General features: G+C 65.7%; 12 protein-coding genes. 6 read left to right on the top strand and 6 right to left on the bottom strand.

Going from position 1 to position 16,207, the window contains the following annotated elements:
- Together B2747_RS13480 and B2747_RS13475 are read left to right on the top strand one after the other, a co-directional pair.
- Positions 1-981: an ABC transporter permease gene (locus B2747_RS13480; protein ID WP_291161861.1), complete on the top strand. Its 981-nt coding sequence runs from the start codon at positions 1-3 to the stop codon at positions 979-981.
- The gene (locus tag B2747_RS13475; RefSeq protein WP_291161858.1) at positions 951-1,844 is read left to right on the top strand and encodes an ABC transporter permease; all 894 of its coding nucleotides are present in this window, start codon (positions 951-953) and stop codon (positions 1,842-1,844) included. Before B2747_RS13480 ends, B2747_RS13475 begins: the two co-directional genes overlap by 31 nt.
- Here B2747_RS13475 and B2747_RS13470 read toward each other — a convergent pair.
- Positions 1,792-4,590 (bottom strand): hypothetical protein, encoded by a 2,799-nt coding sequence (locus B2747_RS13470; RefSeq protein WP_291161856.1) that lies wholly within the window; start codon positions 4,588-4,590, stop codon positions 1,792-1,794. The genes B2747_RS13475 and B2747_RS13470 overlap by 53 nt on opposite strands.
- Before the next feature lie 105 nt (positions 4,591-4,695).
- Here B2747_RS13470 and B2747_RS13465 point away from each other — a divergent pair, with 105 nt between their 5' ends.
- Positions 4,696-5,334 carry a VTT domain-containing protein gene (locus B2747_RS13465; protein WP_291161853.1) on the top strand — a complete coding sequence of 213 codons (639 nt, stop codon included), beginning with the start codon at positions 4,696-4,698 and terminating at the stop codon, positions 5,332-5,334.
- A 75-nt stretch (positions 5,335-5,409) separates the two neighbouring features.
- Positions 5,410-6,012, top strand: a complete 603-nt coding sequence (locus tag B2747_RS13460) for a superoxide dismutase (protein WP_291161850.1) — start codon at positions 5,410-5,412, stop codon at positions 6,010-6,012.
- Between the two features lie 114 nt (positions 6,013-6,126).
- On the opposite strand, the gene B2747_RS13455 is transcribed toward B2747_RS13460, so the two are convergent.
- From B2747_RS13455 to B2747_RS13435, 5 genes are all read right to left on the bottom strand, one after another.
- The gene (locus tag B2747_RS13455; protein ID WP_291161847.1) at positions 6,127-7,005 is read right to left on the bottom strand and encodes a sulfite exporter TauE/SafE family protein; all 879 of its coding nucleotides are present in this window, start codon (positions 7,003-7,005) and stop codon (positions 6,127-6,129) included.
- 173 nt (positions 7,006-7,178) lie between these two features.
- On the bottom strand, positions 7,179-7,901 hold the full coding sequence (locus B2747_RS13450) for a hypothetical protein (RefSeq protein WP_291161845.1): 723 nt from the start codon (positions 7,899-7,901) through the stop codon (positions 7,179-7,181).
- The gene (gene speA, locus B2747_RS13445) at positions 7,898-9,856 is read right to left on the bottom strand and encodes a biosynthetic arginine decarboxylase (RefSeq protein WP_291161842.1); all 1,959 of its coding nucleotides are present in this window, start codon (positions 9,854-9,856) and stop codon (positions 7,898-7,900) included. Before speA ends, B2747_RS13450 begins: the two co-directional genes overlap by 4 nt.
- A gap of 97 nt (positions 9,857-9,953) precedes the next feature.
- Positions 9,954-10,745 (bottom strand): TIGR00266 family protein, encoded by a 792-nt coding sequence (locus tag B2747_RS13440; RefSeq protein WP_291161839.1) that lies wholly within the window; start codon positions 10,743-10,745, stop codon positions 9,954-9,956.
- Positions 10,745-13,702 carry an alpha/beta hydrolase family protein gene (locus B2747_RS13435; RefSeq protein WP_291161837.1) on the bottom strand — a complete coding sequence of 986 codons (2,958 nt, stop codon included), beginning with the start codon at positions 13,700-13,702 and terminating at the stop codon, positions 10,745-10,747. The genes B2747_RS13440 and B2747_RS13435 overlap by 1 nt, the downstream gene beginning before the upstream one ends.
- 119 nt (positions 13,703-13,821) lie before the next feature.
- Here B2747_RS13435 and B2747_RS13430 point away from each other — a divergent pair, with 119 nt between their 5' ends.
- Together B2747_RS13430 and B2747_RS13425 are read left to right on the top strand one after the other, a co-directional pair.
- Positions 13,822-14,433, top strand: coding sequence for a DUF502 domain-containing protein (locus B2747_RS13430; RefSeq protein WP_291161834.1), 612 nt, complete (start codon positions 13,822-13,824; stop codon positions 14,431-14,433).
- Between the two features lie 10 nt (positions 14,434-14,443).
- Positions 14,444-15,754: an amidohydrolase family protein gene (locus B2747_RS13425; RefSeq protein WP_291161831.1), complete on the top strand. Its 1,311-nt coding sequence runs from the start codon at positions 14,444-14,446 to the stop codon at positions 15,752-15,754.
- Positions 15,755-16,207 lie beyond the last annotated feature (453 nt).

Below are 16,207 nucleotides of genomic sequence, written 5' to 3'. Positions count from 1 at the left end.
GTGCCCCATATCTCCCGGCGTCTGATCGACGCATGCATCCTGCTCTGGCTCGTCACCACGCTCACGTTTGCGCTGATTCATCTGGCGCCGGGTGATCCGGCGACTTTGTTGGTGGCGCCCACGGCGAGCGCCGAGGAAGCGGAGAGGCTGCGTCGCAGCCTTGGGCTCGACGCGCCGTGGCCGATGCAATATGCGCGCTGGTTGGGCAATGTGCTGCAGGGTGACCTGGGCATGAGTCTCACGCGCTCGAGGCCCGTGCGTGAGATCATCGCCGACGCCCTGCCCGTGTCGCTGTTCCTGGGCGGAGTGTCCTTGTTGTTCAGCTTTGTGGTCGGGACGGCGCTCGGGCTCTGGCAGGCGCTGCGCGCGCGGCCTGCACTGGACACGGCGCTCACCATGCTCAGCACCACACTGTATGCGGCACCCAGCTTCTGGCTGGCGCTGGCACTGGTGGCGTTGTTCACCACGGGCGCGGTGCAACTGGGCTTCCCCGAGTGGCTGCGATTGCCGGCTTTCGGCATGCAGAGCCCATCGCTCGACCCCACGGTGGCGCATTGGGGTGACCGCTGGCGGCACGCGGTGTTGCCGCTGCTGGTTCTGAGTCTCCCCGGCGCCGCGGGCGTGCTGCGTTTCGCCAGGCAGAGCACACGCGAGGCCGCCGCGCAGCCGCATGTCGTGTCGGCAGAGGCCCGCGGCCTTCCGGCGTCGCGCGTGGCGCTTGGGCATGTCCTGCGCAACGCCCTCACGCCACTGGTGGTGCTGGCTGGTCTCATGCTGCCCGGTGTCATTGCCGGATCGGTGTTCGTGGAACAGGTGTTCGCGTGGCCGGGTCTCGGGCGCACCATGCTTGAAGCCATTGCCTCACGTGACTATCCCGTGGTGCTCGGTCTGACGTTGGTGTACGCCGCAACGGTCATTGTTGCCAACCTGTTGGCTGACTTGCTGCTGTGGTGGCTCGATCCAAGGCGGCGGAGCACATGACGCGCTTCGGGGTGCGTCAGTTGTCTCTCGGGCTGACTCCGCGTCTTGGTCGGCGTATGGCGATGGCGACGCTCGGCGGCATGGTGTGTGCGGCGTTGATTGTGCCCTGGCTCGCTGCCGATGGCGCTCGCGAAATCGGCGACGTGCTCGCCACCAGACTCACGCCGCCGCTTTCTTCCGATGGCCTTGGGCAGTGGCACCTGCTCGGCACTGATGCCTTCGGACGCGACCTCGCGGTTCGCCTCTGGGAGGGCGCGCGCATTTCGCTGGGCGTTGGTGTGAGTGGCAGTCTGTTATCGGGAGCGCTGGGCATCGTGCTCGGCGCCGTGGCGGGCTGGTGGGGCGGTGTGGTGGACCGCATCGTGACGGCGCTCGGCGACGCGCTGCTGGCCATCCCGCGACTGGTCCTGCTGCTTGTGATTGCCGCCCTCTGGGGACCGGGTCTTGGCGTGGTCATTACGGTGCTCGCCCTCACGGGTTGGATGTCCGTGATGCGTCTGGTGCGCGCCGATGTGCTGGGCGTTCGTGTCCTGCCCTACGTGGAAGGGGCGCAGGCGCTCGGTGTGCCACCGCGGCGTGTGCTGGCGCGCCATGTGTTGCCCAATGCGCTGGGCAGTGCCGGAGTGGCCATCACGCTGGGTACGGGCAACGCCATTCTGCTGGAGAGTGGCCTGTCGTTTCTCGGTCTGGGCGTGCAGCCACCTGCGGCGAGTTGGGGCAACATGATTGCCGGGGGACGCGAGTGGTTGCTGGTGGCGCCGTGGATTGGGTTGCTTCCCGGCGCGCTGCTCATCGTGACCGTGGTGGCGGTTACGGTGTTGGGCGAGTCGTGGGGTGAGCAGCGCGGCGGACGCGCACCGTAAGGACTTCGCGCGGTCTTGCGTCGAGCGTGATCTGACCGTGACTGATGTACGCCTCACCCGTCGGCGTTTCATCGAGGCGGCAGGGCGTCACCAACCATGGCCCGGTATCCGGCAACTGCCACGCCCCCATGGCGTGGCGCGACGTGAGATTCACCGCACGCAGCACCACCGCTTCGGCGTCCTGTGCGGACAGCGTCACGGCGCTTTGTTCAAAGGCTTCGCCGGCCAATGCCATGCCCTTGACCTGCGCAGGTGAACGGCTGGCATCGAGATCCGGCCAGCTTTCGCCGGTGAGCGGCAGCAACACCTCATCGCAGGCGTCTCGAATGCGGGCGAGCGTGTCGTCGTTCACGGGGCCATGCAGCATGAGCGCCGCACGCGCCGCGAAGGGTCCCAAACACTGCGCCTCCGGAATGTCCACCGGCCAACCCGCATGCCCGGGTCGTTCCGGCAGATCCGACCGTGAGAGCGCACCGGTTCCTCGCACGAGCGTGAGCGCAAGGCAGGCGGGCTGCTCATCATGCAGACGCGCCTCCACTTCCGCCAGCCCATCCGCAAGGCAGGTGAGTCCCTGCATGGCATTGCTGACGGTCGCCCAACGGTGCATGGGCATACCCGGTGGAATGGATTCCATCAGGCTGGCATGGCGACCGCCGGATTCTGCTGGAGCGACGATGGTGCGACGCACCGGACCCAGTGCGGCGTCGGCCCACACCTCGGCTTGCATGACATCGCTGTTCAGGACGAGATGCAGACGCTGATCAGGACGCTGCACCTGCCCACGCAGCGACAGCTGCAGCAGCGTGGAGTCTGCGTCCACTGACAGGTCCACGTGCACCCGAATGTGCGGCGCGTGCGCGGTGCGATAGCCAAGGCGCAGTGTGGCGCGCAGTGGCCCGCGGGCGATAACCCGCACGGATGTGCACTGAAGTCGCTCCGGTGCACCACGCGGCGCCGGCGTGTAGCTGTCGCCGACATCGGCGCGTGTCTCCAGCCACAGCACATCGTCAATGCGCCGATCGTCCACCTGCCACGACACGCTGGCGCGCCCATCGGCGGTACGACACACGCGGCAGCGAGCGCGCGCATTGCCGATGGTGAACGCCGGTTCGGTGGCGGATGTTGCGTCACGTGCCGTGTGTGACCATACCGGGTCCGCTGGCTGCGACGCCGGCTCAGTCCGGTGGGCTCCGCCGTTCATGACCTGCAGGCCGTTGGCGGGCAGAGCCGGTACCCACAGCAGCGTCTCCTGCACTTCAGCCCAGTCGTTGTCCGGGTAGTGCTGCGGGGATTCCCGTCGCACGCGCTGGCGGCGCCGACGCAGGACCTGCCGAGTGGCGGTGTCACCCGGCAAGGCGGTGATGTCCAAATACGCCACATCGCGTGCGATGGCCGGCCCTGCACTGCCTGGTCCAACCGCCTCGTCGGCCACATGCCGTACGAGACGCACATGCGCCACGCCACCGCGAGCGCGCGGCGCCCTGTTGCGCAGCACCACATGTCGCCAATCGAAGTTGCGCTGTGCGCGCGCGGCGACCACATCGTGCTGCAGCAGCAGCTGCAACGCGGCCTGACGCAGCTCATGGCCCATCGCGGCGGCTTCATCCTGGCGCGCGTCCATCTGACGCGCCACCTCGTCCACGGAACAGCCACAGAGCGTGTCGTGTGGGTGCGTGCGAAGCACCGTTTCCCAGGCACGCGCCAAGACGGTGGGGAGCTGCGCCATGGAGAGCCGGGCATCGCGTGACACGCCCGCGCCAGGAGACGGCGACTGGAGGCGAAGCAGCGCCAACCAGGGCTCCACGTCACGCAGCAGTCCGCGTTCAATCCGCGCATTGCGGCGCTTCTGGTGGGCTCGCGTGGCGAGGGTGCCGCCGAGTGACCAGGTGTGGCCCGCGGAGTTGCGCAGTTCGCCCTCAACCGTGGGCAAGTGTGTGTCCCGCGCGGCCTGCGCAAAACGCTGCGCCCACTCGTGCAACCCCATGGCCTGCACATCCACGCCATCACCTATGGCCGCCTCACGCAGACACGCGAGGGCTTCGGGCAGATCCGGTTGCCGTGCGTGATGATCGGCGCCATTGGTGAGCAGCACCACTGCGGTCCGCGCCCGGGACAGCGCGTCCGCTTTGAGTTGCTGCCAGCGACGAAGCGCAGCATCGCGCTCAACCGGCAAGGCGCTGCCATACTCGTAGCCGTCACGCGGCAGATGCCAGACGAGCAGCGCCGTTCCATCGGGTCCCAACCAGCGAACACTGTCTCCCGCTGGATGCATCGGACCACCTAGCCCGCGCCACACCACACCTACCTCAAGCCCAAAGCCCCGCGCGATGGTGGGCATGGCGGCCGGGTGCCCGAAGCTGTCGGGGCACCAGGCCACGGGCGGTGCGCTGGCTCCCAAGGCAGCCAGGCGGCGGGTACCGGCCTCGAGATTGCGAATGATGGCTTCGCCGCTGACAATCAGATTGTCGGCCAGCACGTACCACGGCCCTGCCTCGACCTGACCCGTGCGCAGCGCCTCCCGTACGTCCTGCGCCCGTTCGGGGCGCCAGTCGAGATAGTCCTCGAGGACAATGGCCTGTCCATCGAGCAGGAAGGGCGCAGCCTCCCGTTGCCCGAGGACCGCGTCCACCAGCGCCAGCAGGCGCACCCGAAAGCGTGCCGCCGGGTGATACCATTCGCGGTCCCAGTGGGTGTGCGACACCACACAGAGCAGGCGACCGGGCGAGGAATGCGGGGAGACAGTCACAGCGCAAACCTCGCCCGCGGTTGACCCCGGCGGCAACCCCGTCGAGCTTTCCCGGGATCGTTCGTGCCGGTAACGGCGAGCAGCATCCCTGTCCCCGAGTCCCCCTTGGAATTCCTGTCCGAGTTGTTCGACAAGCTTCGCGACCTGCCGGCCCTCGTGCAGTGGGCGGGGTACGTCGGACTGACGCTCATCATCTTTGCCGAAACCGGTCTGCTGGTGGGCTTTTTTCTGCCCGGCGACTCCCTGCTCGTCACCGCCGGTCTGCTGGCCGCTGATCCGGCGTTTGGCCTCAACGTGTGGCTGCTGGGCGCAATTCTCACGGTTGCGGCGATCGTTGGCGACACCGTGGGGTACAGTGTGGGCAAGGCCACCGGCCCCCGCATCTTCACCCGCGAAGACTCCCTGTTCTTCCATCGGGATCATCTGCTGCGGGCCCATGCGTTCTATGAGAAGCATGGGGGCAAGACCATCATCATTGCCCGCTTCATGCCCATTGTGCGTACCTTCGCTCCGGTCGTGGCCGGTGTGGCCCGCATGGAGTATCGGGCGTTCATCACCTACAACGTGGTCGGCGGCGTGCTCTGGATCTGGAGCATGCTCATGACTGGCTGGGTGCTCGCGCGCACCGTGCCCGGCGTGGCGGCGCACGTGGAGAAGATCATTCTGCTCGTGATCTTCCTCAGCATTCTGCCCGGCATCATCGCCTGGTGGCGCGAGCGTCGCGCTCGCCCGACACAGGCCTGATGACGTTGGCCTGATACCTGTCCCTCTTGTTTCGTGCAGTTGCCTCACAACTTCCTCAATCCCGGAGACTGACTGATGGCTCATACGTTGCCACCGCTCCCGTACGCCCCCGAGGCGCTCGAGCCGCACATCGATGCGCAGACCATGAACATCCATCATGGCAAGCATCACCAGGCGTACGTCACCAATCTGAACGCCGCCATCGAAAAGGCCCCCGAGCTGGCCGGCTGGTCACTCGACGACCTGTGCCGCCGCATCAACGAAGTGCCTGAAGCCGTGCGCACCGCCGTGCGCAACAACGGCGGCGGTCACTGGAATCACTCCCTGTTCTGGCAGCTCATGGCGCCCAATGCGGGCGGTGAGCCCACTGGCGCGCTCGGCGAAGCCATCGTCGCGGCCTTTGGTTCGTTTGCGACGTTCAAGGAGCAGTTCCAGGCTGCCGGCATGGGCCGCTTTGGCTCTGGCTGGGCCTGGCTCGTGTCCGACCATGGCAAGCTGTCCATCGTCAGCACGCCCAACCAGGACAACCCGCTCATGGAAGGCAAGCACGCCATCCTCGGCGTGGATGTGTGGGAGCACGCCTACTACCTCAAGTACCAGAACCGCCGTGCCGACTACCTCGGAGCGTTCTGGAACGTCGTGAATTGGGCGGAAGTGGCGAAGCGGTACAACGGCTGATTCTGTATCAACCACTGACACAAAACTCGAACACAGAACTCGAAACTGATCAGTTTTGAGTTCTGTGTTCGGGTTTCGTGTTTTGAGTTGCTCGAACGCTGAACCAAATTCGGCCTAAGCCGAAACTGCATCCTCCGTCTTCCGCCTCGCCGCCAACAGCAGCGTGACCGCCGTGTACGCCACCACGATGGCCACCAGCCAGCGCAGCGCCGTCAGCGGCAGCGACTTCACGATGTAGGCCGCCACGAGCACGGCCGGAACACCGCCGATGATGTTGCCCACCACCGCGCGTGGGTCAACCTTGCCGAGGCGAATGAAGCGGTCACTGGCAAAAGGCATAAGGAAGGCGCACGAACCCATCATGATGGGAAAACCCGCCGCCGGATTCATGCCCAGCATGCTTACCAGCAGCAGACTGGGGCCGTAGAGCCCAATGCCGATGGTCATGAGCACACCAAGCACGAAATTGCCAAACAGGGCCACGCCGAGCTTCACACCCGACACCCCAATGGCCTCGCCGCCACCGGGCAGCGCGCCGGCCGCCTGTGCCACCGTGAGCAGCGCGGCGCCGGCCAGACAGAGGCCCATGCCCAGTTGGATGTAGCGCGTCGGCCAGTTGGACACGAGACCGGCGCCCACCCACGAACCCACGACTGCCGCGATAATCATGCCGATGAGCGTGACGGGCTCCACCTCCACCACCTGCGTGTAGATGAACGCCTGCGCCAGCGTGGCAAAGGTGTGCCCCGCGTTCAGCGTGCCCGGAATGAGCGCGTCCTTCACCCACTTGGTGGCCCGATAGATCGTCGTCGTCGTGGCGAACGAGCCAATGCCCAGCGTGTCAAAGAAGTCCGTGACAACGCCGGTGAGGATGAATCCCGGGGTCGGTTTCACCGAGCCAAGCTTGGGCAGGCCGCGTACCAGCGAAATGAGGTGGTACACGGCAACAATGCCGAGGCCGATCAGCAGCAGGAGCTTGGCGTCGAAGTTCATGGCGCGCGCAGAGGTGGGATGGGGCGGCCGCGGGTCAGAGCCCGCGCCGGAGGCAACCGCGGTACAACCTAGCCTGCGGACATGCAAAGCGCCCGGGGTCCGCCATAACGGACACCGGGCGCTTGCACATCATGTGGGCCGACGAGGGACGAACCGTCGGCCACAACCAGCGGTCAGGCGAGAGCCTGCGGGATGAGCTGGAAGGCCGTGGTGATGGCAAAGGCAATCAGCGCCGCGATGTAGCCGGTGCTGCGTTCCTTGCGCGACAGCACGGCGATGCCGATGGCGCAGATGAAAAACTGCCAGATGTTGAACACGTCGACCTGTGCGACGAGGCCCATGACCACCGCCGACATCTTGGTGGGATCCATGAATCGCGCCGGTCCGAGCGATGCGTCAAACAGCGAACGCACATTGCTGGTGTCGAGCACCGCGCCCTGCACCGCCATGGCGAGGAAGCCCAGCACACGCGGCACGGTGCTCAGCGTGGCCACCAGAGACGCCTGACCGAACGACATCGGCGCGCTCACCAGCTTGCCGGCCAGGAAAAGAATCAGGCCGAAGAGCACGGCCGTGGCCGGCACGTACAACGCGGAGAATCCCAGAAAGCCGTACGACGCGAACTTGCGGCCCGCCTCTACGGCCTCAGGCGGCATGGCCTGGCCCTTGGCCGCCGCCTGCTGCATCGTCAGATCGAAGTTGGCATCGATGTACGGCTGGATGAGTCCCTTGGTGGCAAACAGCACCGCCACCAGAATGCCGGACAGTACCAGCAGGTACATGCCAATCCCGTTCCCGCGTGCGCGGTCGAATACGGTGGCCGGTGCCCACAACACCTCGAGGATGTCCTCGAAGACACTGCCCTTCTTGCTGCTGGCGGTCGTCACTTCGCTCATCGTGCGGCCTCTCCCTCGAGATAGGTGTAGCCTTCCAGACCTGCCACGTAGTCGGCAATGAACGCGTTGGCCTCCTCGCGCGGCAAACCTGATGCTTGGTTCACCTTACGGCGGAATGTGGCCAGAAGTTGCGAGGCGCCGAACTGTACGTAATTGAGCACCTCGGTGACCGTATCGCCCTCCACCAGGTCGGTGATTTCGTACGCGCCCTGGTCGTTGAGCCGTACATGCACCGCGTTGGTGTCACCAAACAGGTTGTGCAGGTCGCCCAGGATCTCCTGGTAGGCACCCGTGAGGAAGATGCCGAGAATGTAGTCCTCGCCGTCGCGGAATTCGTGCATCTCCAGCGACGGCCGCCCGGCCTTGCCGCCCACGAATCGATCGATCTTGCCGTCGGAGTCGCAGGTCACGTCCTGCAACGTGCCGCGACGCACCGGCTCTTCGAGCAGTCGGTGAATGGGCATGATGGGGAAGAGCTGATCGATGGCCCAGCTGTCCGGCAACGACTGGAAGAGACTGAAGTTGCAGAAGTAGCGATCCACCAGCACCGCTTCCAACTCCGCCATGATGTCGCCGTAGGTGTTCGTGTCCGCCTTGGCGATGCGGTAGATCGCGTTCATGGTGGCCAGCCACAGCACTTCGGCCTTGGCCAGACCGCGCAGATTGAGCACGCCCGAGTTGAAGTACTGCCGCGCGCGATCCTTGTCGAAGGACGCGTCGTGGAAAACCTCGAGCACCTTGCGTGGGCGCGCCCCGCGCTCGGTGAGCGTACGCCAATCTTCGTACATCTCGTGCAGCAGCGAGTGATCATCGTCGTCGAGCGGCGGCACCGGCTGCTCGGCCTGCGACTCCACGTCGATGACCTTGAGCAGCAGCAGCGCGTGATGCGCCGTCAAGGCGCGCCCCGATTCGCTGATGATGTGCGGCATGGGCAGCTCCGCCTCACGGCACGCCTCGGCGATCGTGTAGATCACGTCGTTGGCGTACTCCTGCAGCGTGTAGTTCACGCTGGCATTGTTGGTGGAGTTGGTGCCGTCGTAGTCGATGCCGAGCCCGCCGCCCACATCAACGTGGGTGATGTCCACGCCCAGGTTGCGCAGCTCGAGATAGAAGCGCGCCACTTCCTGCAGTCCCGACTTGATGAAGCGGATGTCGGTGATCTGGCTGCCGAGATGGAAGTGAATGAGCTTGAGGATGTCGAGGCGACCCGCCGTCTCGAGCTTGTCAATGAGCTTGATGAGCTCGGCCGAGCTGAGGCCGAACTTGCTCTTCTCGCCACCGCTCTGCGCCCAGCGGCCGGCGCCTTCACTGGCCAGTTTGATGCGCACACCGCAGGTGGGCGTGACACCCAGCTCGTCTGCCACTTCCATGAGCACGTCGAGTTCACTGACCTGCTCGAGCACGATGAACACCTTGTGCCCGAGCCGCTGGCCCATGAGGGCCAGGCGCATGAACTCGTGATCCTTGTAGCCGTTGCAGACGATGAGGTGCTCCGTGGATTCCGAGAGCCCCAGCACCGCCTGCAGTTCCGGCTTGGAGCCACACTCGAGGCCCACGCCGTGCGTCTTGCCGAAGCGCACGATCTCTTCGACCACGTGGCGTTGCTGATTGACCTTGATCGGATACACGGTGGTGTAGTCGCCCGTGTACTCGAACTCCTTCATGGCCGCGTCAAAGCGCTCCGAAAGCGTTTCGATGCGCGAGCGCAGAATGTCAGAGAAGCGCAGCAGGACCGGCAGCTGCACACCCTGGCCTTCCAGGTCGGCCGCCAGGTCACGCAAATCGAGCGTGAGATGCGGACGCTGTGGATCGGGACGCACCACGACGTGGCCCCGCTCGTTGATGTCGAAATAGCCGGCGCCCCAGCCCTCCACGTTGTAGAGGGCGCGCGCGGATTCGAGTGACCAGGGCTCGGCAGGCGCCGGCTCGGCGGAAGGTTGGATGCGGGTGGCCATAGGGGGTCAAAACTAGACGGTTCGCGGCGGCGGAGGGAGCCGTCACCGCGAACCGTCAGAATTGTGACAGCGCGAAGCGCCGGCGTTCGGGAGTCGGCTATCGGTCGCCGTCGAGCAGTCCGCCGAGCCCACCGAGCACAGAACCCTCGCCACGGCGAGCGCCGCCGATGCTGGGTGCCGAGGCCACGATGCGGTCGGCGAGGCGGGAGAACGGCAGGGTCTGCAGAATCACCCGGCCGGGGCCGGTGAGCTGGACGAAGAACAATCCTTCGCCACCGAACAACGCCGTCTTGATACCCGGCACCCGCTGGATGTCGTAGTCCACCGTCGGCTGGAAGGCCACGAGACAGCCGGTGTCCACGCGCAGCTTTTCACCGGGTGCGAGGTCGATGGCATGCAGCGTGCCCGAGGCATGCAGGAAGGCCAGTCCGTCACCCTGCAGCTTCTGCAGAATGAAGCCCTCACCGCCGAAGAAGCCGGCGCCGATCTTGCGCGTGAATGCGACACTGATGTCGATGCCTCGCGCCGCCGCAAGGAAGCTGTCCTTCTGCGCCAGCACCGTGCCGCCCCAGTCCCGCAGGTTGAGCGGCACGATCTTGCCCGGGTATGGCGCGCCAAAGGCCACATCGGCGCGTCGCATGCCCTCGTTGCCAAAGAGCGTGACGAAGAACGAGTCGCCCGCCAGCACGCGCTTGCCCGCGCCGACCAGCTTGTCGAACAGGCCACCCGACCGTGCGTTCGGGTCGAGCGTCGTGGCCATCGTGATGCCTTCGCGCATGAACATCATGGCACCGGCTTCGGCAAAGACCGCCTCGCCCGGATCCAGCGTCACGATCACCGCCTGCAAGTCATCGCCGATGATCTGGTAATCGATTTCGTCAGCCGCCATCAGTTGTTCCCCTGCGGTGTGGTTGCGGACTTCACCTGATCGCGGCCCTTCTCCAGGAAGGGAATGCCGCGCACCATCCATGACGGCGGTTCGGCCCCCTGAAGTTTCACCGCGAAGAACTCCTGCATCTTGCGGTCGATGTCCTTCTGGTTGGCGCGCTTGGTCGGATTGTGCTCATCGCCGTTGTACACGACCATGTACGCTTCCTTCTGCAGGCGACGCATGGCCACCCAGAACTCGATGCCCTGGTACCAGGGTACCGCGCCGTCGTTGTCGTTGGCCATGAACAGCACCGGCGTCGTGACCTTGTCGAGACGGAAGAGCGGCGAGTTCTCGATGAAGCGCTCGGGATACTGCCAGAGCGAGCCGCCGATGCGGCTCTGCGTGTGCTCATACTGGAAGGCGCGCGCAAGGCCCGAGGCCCAGCGAATGCCACCATAGGCACTCGTCATGTTGACCACCGTGGCGTTAGGCACGGCGGCGGCGAACATGTTGCTGACGGTGATCAGATACGCCGTCTGGTAGCCACCCCAGGACTGCCCCGTAATACCGATGCGCTTGGGATCCACGAAGCCCTTCTGGATGAGCGACTGCACACCGGGAATGATGGCCTTGGCCGCGCTCGGGCCGGGCTCACCGTCCGTGTACACAATGTCCGGCATGAACACCAGATAGCCCAGCGAGTTGTAGACGAGCGGATTGACCGTGTTGCGTCCGCTCGGGGCCTGATAGTTGTGCAGGCCGTCGGTGAGCTTTTCGTAGTAATACACCACCATCGGGTACTGGCGCGATGCATCGAAGCCCTCGGGCTTGTACAGCAGACCACGCAGCGGCTTGCCGTCGGCATTGAGCCAGGACACCAGCTCCGCCGTGCCCCGCGGATATTCGCTGTCCTGCGGGTTGGCGTTGGAGATCTTCGTGGTCGACGCCAGCGACGGGCCCGTCCAGAGGTCGGGGAATTCGCGGTAGGTGCTCTGCGTAAGCAGGTACTGCTCGGCGTCGCGTGCCTTCTGCGGCGCACCAAAATTGCGGTCGGCCATCACGATGCGCTCGGCCGGTGCGTCGGCGCCCAGGCGCTCACGCCAGAAGCCGCTGGCCTTGGTGAGCGTGTCCACGGCGCGCAGCATGAGCGGCTGCGCGGGATCGAGGAACGGATCCTCGCGATCGAGATCGACCACGCGGAACGTGAGTCCCTCGCGACGCCCCTGGCCCTCTGTCACGTTGCGCGGCGCCGCCACGCCACTCGGATCGACTTCCCAGATGTCGAAGCGGTCGTACACCAGCACACGCTTGTCACCCGTCGTCCAGCCACCAAGTCCGTACGGCGGCGGCACATCGGGCGAGTCGAACTCTTCGTTGAGGAACTTGACCGGCAGCTTGTCGGTGAGCACGACCTTGCGGCCCGTCGCCGTGGCGTAGGACACCCACTGGCCGTTCTCGAACCAGGTGACGTAGTTGCCACCCGGCGAGAGCTGGGCCTGGCCATCGAGTTCCCGCGCGACGAGCGTGCGCGCGCCACTGAGCGGATCGATGAGATACACGTCCGTCGCGCCCTCACCCCAGAACTGTGGCGTGGCGTACTCGAGGCTGTTGAGCCCAAGCACCCGCTTGCCATCATTGCTGATGAGAACCCGCAGCGAGTCATTGGCCAGCTGCTTCCACGCATTGCGTGCGATCGTGTAGAGCGCCGTGTAGGTGCGATTGCGATCGCGGTTGGCGCTCAACTTCTGCTGCACCTGCGTCTGCGCGTCCTTCCAGTGCCAGAGGTCGTAGATCGCCTTGTCGGTCAGCGAATCGGCCGGAATGGAGTCCATGGGCGCATTGGCGAGCGAGAAGATCAGCCCGCTGCCATCACGCGTAAAGCCCACCTGCCCGCGTTCGGCCACCAGCAAGCCGCCCGGCACGTCAGCCGACGAGACGAGACGACGGGCGGACACGCTCTTGCCCTTGGCCGGCACCAGCGAGGCGTGGTACAGCGCAAAGCGCGGGCGGGACGTGCTGTCGCCCAGGTCGGATACAAACGCGACCTGCGTGCCGGCGCGATCGAAGCCGAAGCCGCGATACGTGGCCTGACCGGTGAGCAGCGGCGTCACCGCGCCGGTGGACAGCAGGCGCACAAACGCGCCATTGCCCGCGCCATCACGGGTGGTCACGGTGTACCCGAGGTACTTCTCGTTCTCGTCGAACGTGAACGAGGTGACGCCTTCGATGCGCGTCTCACTGCCGTTCGACAGATCGCGCAGCACCAGCGTGTTGCCATACTCGCGACGCGGGCCCGCCGGCTGCGCGGGCGCCTGCCCCGGCTGTGCCGCAGCGGAGGCCGCCCCGGCGCCATTCTGCGGACGCGCCGTGGTGTCGTCCACCTGATAGGCCAGAAAGCGGCCGCCGTTGCGCGCCAGTCGGAAGCTGCGCACGGCCGGCACACGCGTCACCGAGCCGTCGGCGAGCTGCATGATGCCCATGCTGTTGCGTGGGGCCGGCGCGCCGCGGCGGCCACGCGCACGCTCCACCTCCGCGCGCGACGGATAGATGGTGAACACCACCACGCGCGAGTCCGCGCTGACCTGCGCCGGCTGCGCACTGAACTGCGCCCCGCTGTCAGCCGACGGCATGAGCTGCGGCCGGCCCGTGAAGCCACGCGGCACCCGATACTCGGTGCTGCCGCTGGTGGACCGCACCACCAGTTCGCCCTCGCCCACGACGGGACTCTGCGTGTACACCGCCCACTTGCCATCGTTGGACAGCGACGAGCCGCTGATCGTGCGCCAGAGGTCGTAGACGTCCTGCGTGATGGGCTTCTTGCCGGCCGGAAGTGGTGGCGGCGTCCAGCGGGACACGGCCGTGAACGGATTGGCCGGCGCGGCGTCCTGCGCCAGCAGCGTGGCAGGGACGCCCGAGGTCAGCGCGGCCAGCGCGAGACCTAGGGGGCGCAGTGCGAGGCGGGAAGGCGATCGCATTGGTTCGGAGGTGCGAGATAGGAGGAACGGACTGGTCGCGGGCGGGATGGGGCCCCAACTTGCGCTGGGGACCACACGACGAAGGTTAACGGCGCGGCTTTGGCAGCGTGAGGAGTGGGATGCGACGGCTACTTGGTTTTTTCGCCCGGGGATTGGTGCTGCTGGCGCCCCTCGTGGTCACCGTCTGGATCTGCTGGCTGGTCTTCACCAGCGTGGACGGGTGGCTCGGCCTCCCCATCCCGGGCGCGGGCTTTGCCGCCACCATCGTGCTTATCACGCTGGTGGGCTTTTTCGGCTCCAATCTCCTCACGCGATCGGCGGTCAGCGCACTCGAGTCGCTGATGAACCGCCTTCCCTTCGTCCGCCTGCTGTACGGCTCCACCAAGGATCTGCTCAACGCCTTCGTGGGCGAGAAGCGGCGCTTCGACAAGCCGGTGCTCGTGTCGCTCACGGCCGATGGCAGCATGCAGGTCATGGGCTTTCTCACGCAGGAGTCGCTGGCCCATCTGGGTCTTGGCGGACGCGTGGCCGTGTACTGCCCCCACTCCTACAACTTCTCCGGCCAGCTCTACGTGGTGCCCGCAGACCAGGTGCAGCCGCTCGACGTGGCCAGTGCCGATGCCATGGCCTTCGTGGTGTCCGGAGGCGTGGCCGGCATCGTTCCCGCCGCGCAATCCACCGGTGAGTATGCCGCGGTGGTATCACGTCGACCCGACCGAACCCTGTCCTGACCCATCGGCCATGCTCCGCCAATCGCTGTCTACCATTGTTGGCCTCGCGCTCGCGGCCGCGATCCTCACCAGCCAGGCCGCCGCGCAGAACAGCCGTTCGGCCACACCGACACCCAAACGCACGCTGCTGGTGCCCGACGCGGTCTTTGATGGCAGCAGCGATCAGCTGCACCGTGGTTGGGGCGTGCTCGTGGCCGGCAATCGCATCGAGGCCGCCGGGCCGGTGGGCAGCCTGCCCTCCGGCGGAGACATCGAGCGCATCGCGTTACCCGGCACCACGTTGCTGCCCGGACTCAGTGACCTGCACAGCCACGTGCTGCTGCATCCCTACGACGAGACGCCGTGGAACGATCAGGTGCTGCGCGAGTCGTGGTCGCTGCGCACGGCGCGTGCCGTGAATCACCTCAAGGCCACGCTCGATGCCGGCTTTACCGTCCTGCGTGACCTGGGCACGGAAGGCGCCGGCTACGCCGACGTGGGCCTCAAGGACGCCGTCAATCAGGGCATCATCCCGGGACCGCGTCTCTTCGTGACCACCAAGGCCATCGTGGCGACGGGCTCGTACGGCCCCAAGGGGTTTGGCAGTGAGATCGGCGTGCCGCAGGGTGCCGAGGAAGCGGATGGCGTGGAGGGGCTGACGCGTGTGGTGCGCGACCAGATCGGCCACGGCGCCGACTGGATCAAGATCTACGCCGACTACCGTTACGGTCCGCGCGGTGAGGCGCGTCCCACATTCACGCAGGCAGAGTGGCAGGCCATCGTGAGCACGGCCAGCGCCGCCGCGCGTCCGGTGGTGGCGCACGCCAGCACGGCCGAAGGCATGAAGCTTGCCATTTTGGCCGGCGTGGAAACCATCGAGCACGGCGACGAAGCCAACGCCGAGGTGTTCGCGATGATGAAGCAGCGCGGCGTGGCCTTCTGCCCCACGCTGTCGGCTACAGAAAGCACCTCGCGCTATCGCGGATGGCGCAAGGGCGTGGACGCCGATCCGGCAGCCGTGCAGCGCAAGAAGGTCATGTTCCGCGAGGCGCTCGCCGCGGGCGTGACCATCTGCAATGGCTCCGACGTGGGCGTGTTCGCGCACGGCCAGAACGCGCTCGAGCTCGAACTCATGGTGGAGTACGGCATGTCGCCGCTGGCCGCGCTCAAGGCCGCCACCAGTGTCAACGCGCGCATCATGCACGCCGAACAGGACTTCGGGCGCATTGCGCCGGGCCTGCTGGCCGACCTCGTGGCCGTGTCGGGTGATCCGACACAAAACATTGCCGCACTCCGCGCCGTGCGCTTCGTCATGAAAGACGGACGGGTGGTTCGTCGCTAGACAGGTGACCGTTCGGAGACAATAGACGAAGTCCTGAAAAACCACTGATCCGACGACGACAGACTCTTGTTCGCACGCAATCGCGACGCTGCATGACGCACTGCTCCCGGGTTCGACGAAGGACCAACGGGTCGCTCTTGGCTCTTGACAGAAAATGAAGGTCACACAATAATGACCGCGCACATGATGTTGTAATCTTGAAAACACTTGCTTTCGGAGATGGAACGATGTCGTTACGATCGGCGCGAAATCCTTTCGCTTTGCTTGGGTGCTTCTCTGTAGTCCCCCTCCTCTTGGCGCTCTCTGGCTGTCTTGAAAGAGACACGGTAGACATTACGAGCTCCGCTCGGCAGCTCGCGTCATCTCCCGCATCGTCCCGAGCAACCTTTACTGCGGTGCAATACGGGCCTGGTGGGACCACTCGCGAGATTAGCAGGATGCTGAAAAAGCTGG

It is taken from the genome of Gemmatimonas sp. UBA7669 (assembly GCF_002483225.1).
Lineage (GTDB): Bacteria > Gemmatimonadota > Gemmatimonadetes > Gemmatimonadales > Gemmatimonadaceae > Gemmatimonas.
The sequence above is the reverse complement of the archived record's forward strand: the minus strand, read 5'-3'. Positions and strand labels throughout refer to the sequence as shown.

Bases quoted from the DNA above. Each gene is read 5' to 3' on its own strand.
- B2747_RS13430 (WP_291161834.1), top strand. From the start codon at position 13,822: ATGCGACGGCTACTTGGTTTTTTCGCCCGGGGATTGGTGCTGCTGGCG.
- speA (WP_291161842.1), bottom strand. From the start codon at position 9,856: ATGGCCACCCGCATCCAACCTTCCGCCGAGCCGGCGCCTGCCGAGCCC.
- B2747_RS13455 (WP_291161847.1), bottom strand. From the start codon at position 7,005: ATGAACTTCGACGCCAAGCTCCTGCTGCTGATCGGCCTCGGCATTGTT.
- B2747_RS13450 (WP_291161845.1), bottom strand. From the start codon at position 7,901: ATGAGCGAAGTGACGACCGCCAGCAGCAAGAAGGGCAGTGTCTTCGAG.
- B2747_RS13440 (WP_291161839.1), bottom strand. From the start codon at position 10,745: ATGGCGGCTGACGAAATCGATTACCAGATCATCGGCGATGACTTGCAG.
- B2747_RS13460 (WP_291161850.1), top strand. From the start codon at position 5,410: ATGGCTCATACGTTGCCACCGCTCCCGTACGCCCCCGAGGCGCTCGAG.
- B2747_RS13425 (WP_291161831.1), top strand. From the start codon at position 14,444: ATGCTCCGCCAATCGCTGTCTACCATTGTTGGCCTCGCGCTCGCGGCC.
- B2747_RS13435 (WP_291161837.1), bottom strand. From the start codon at position 13,702: ATGCGATCGCCTTCCCGCCTCGCACTGCGCCCCCTAGGTCTCGCGCTG.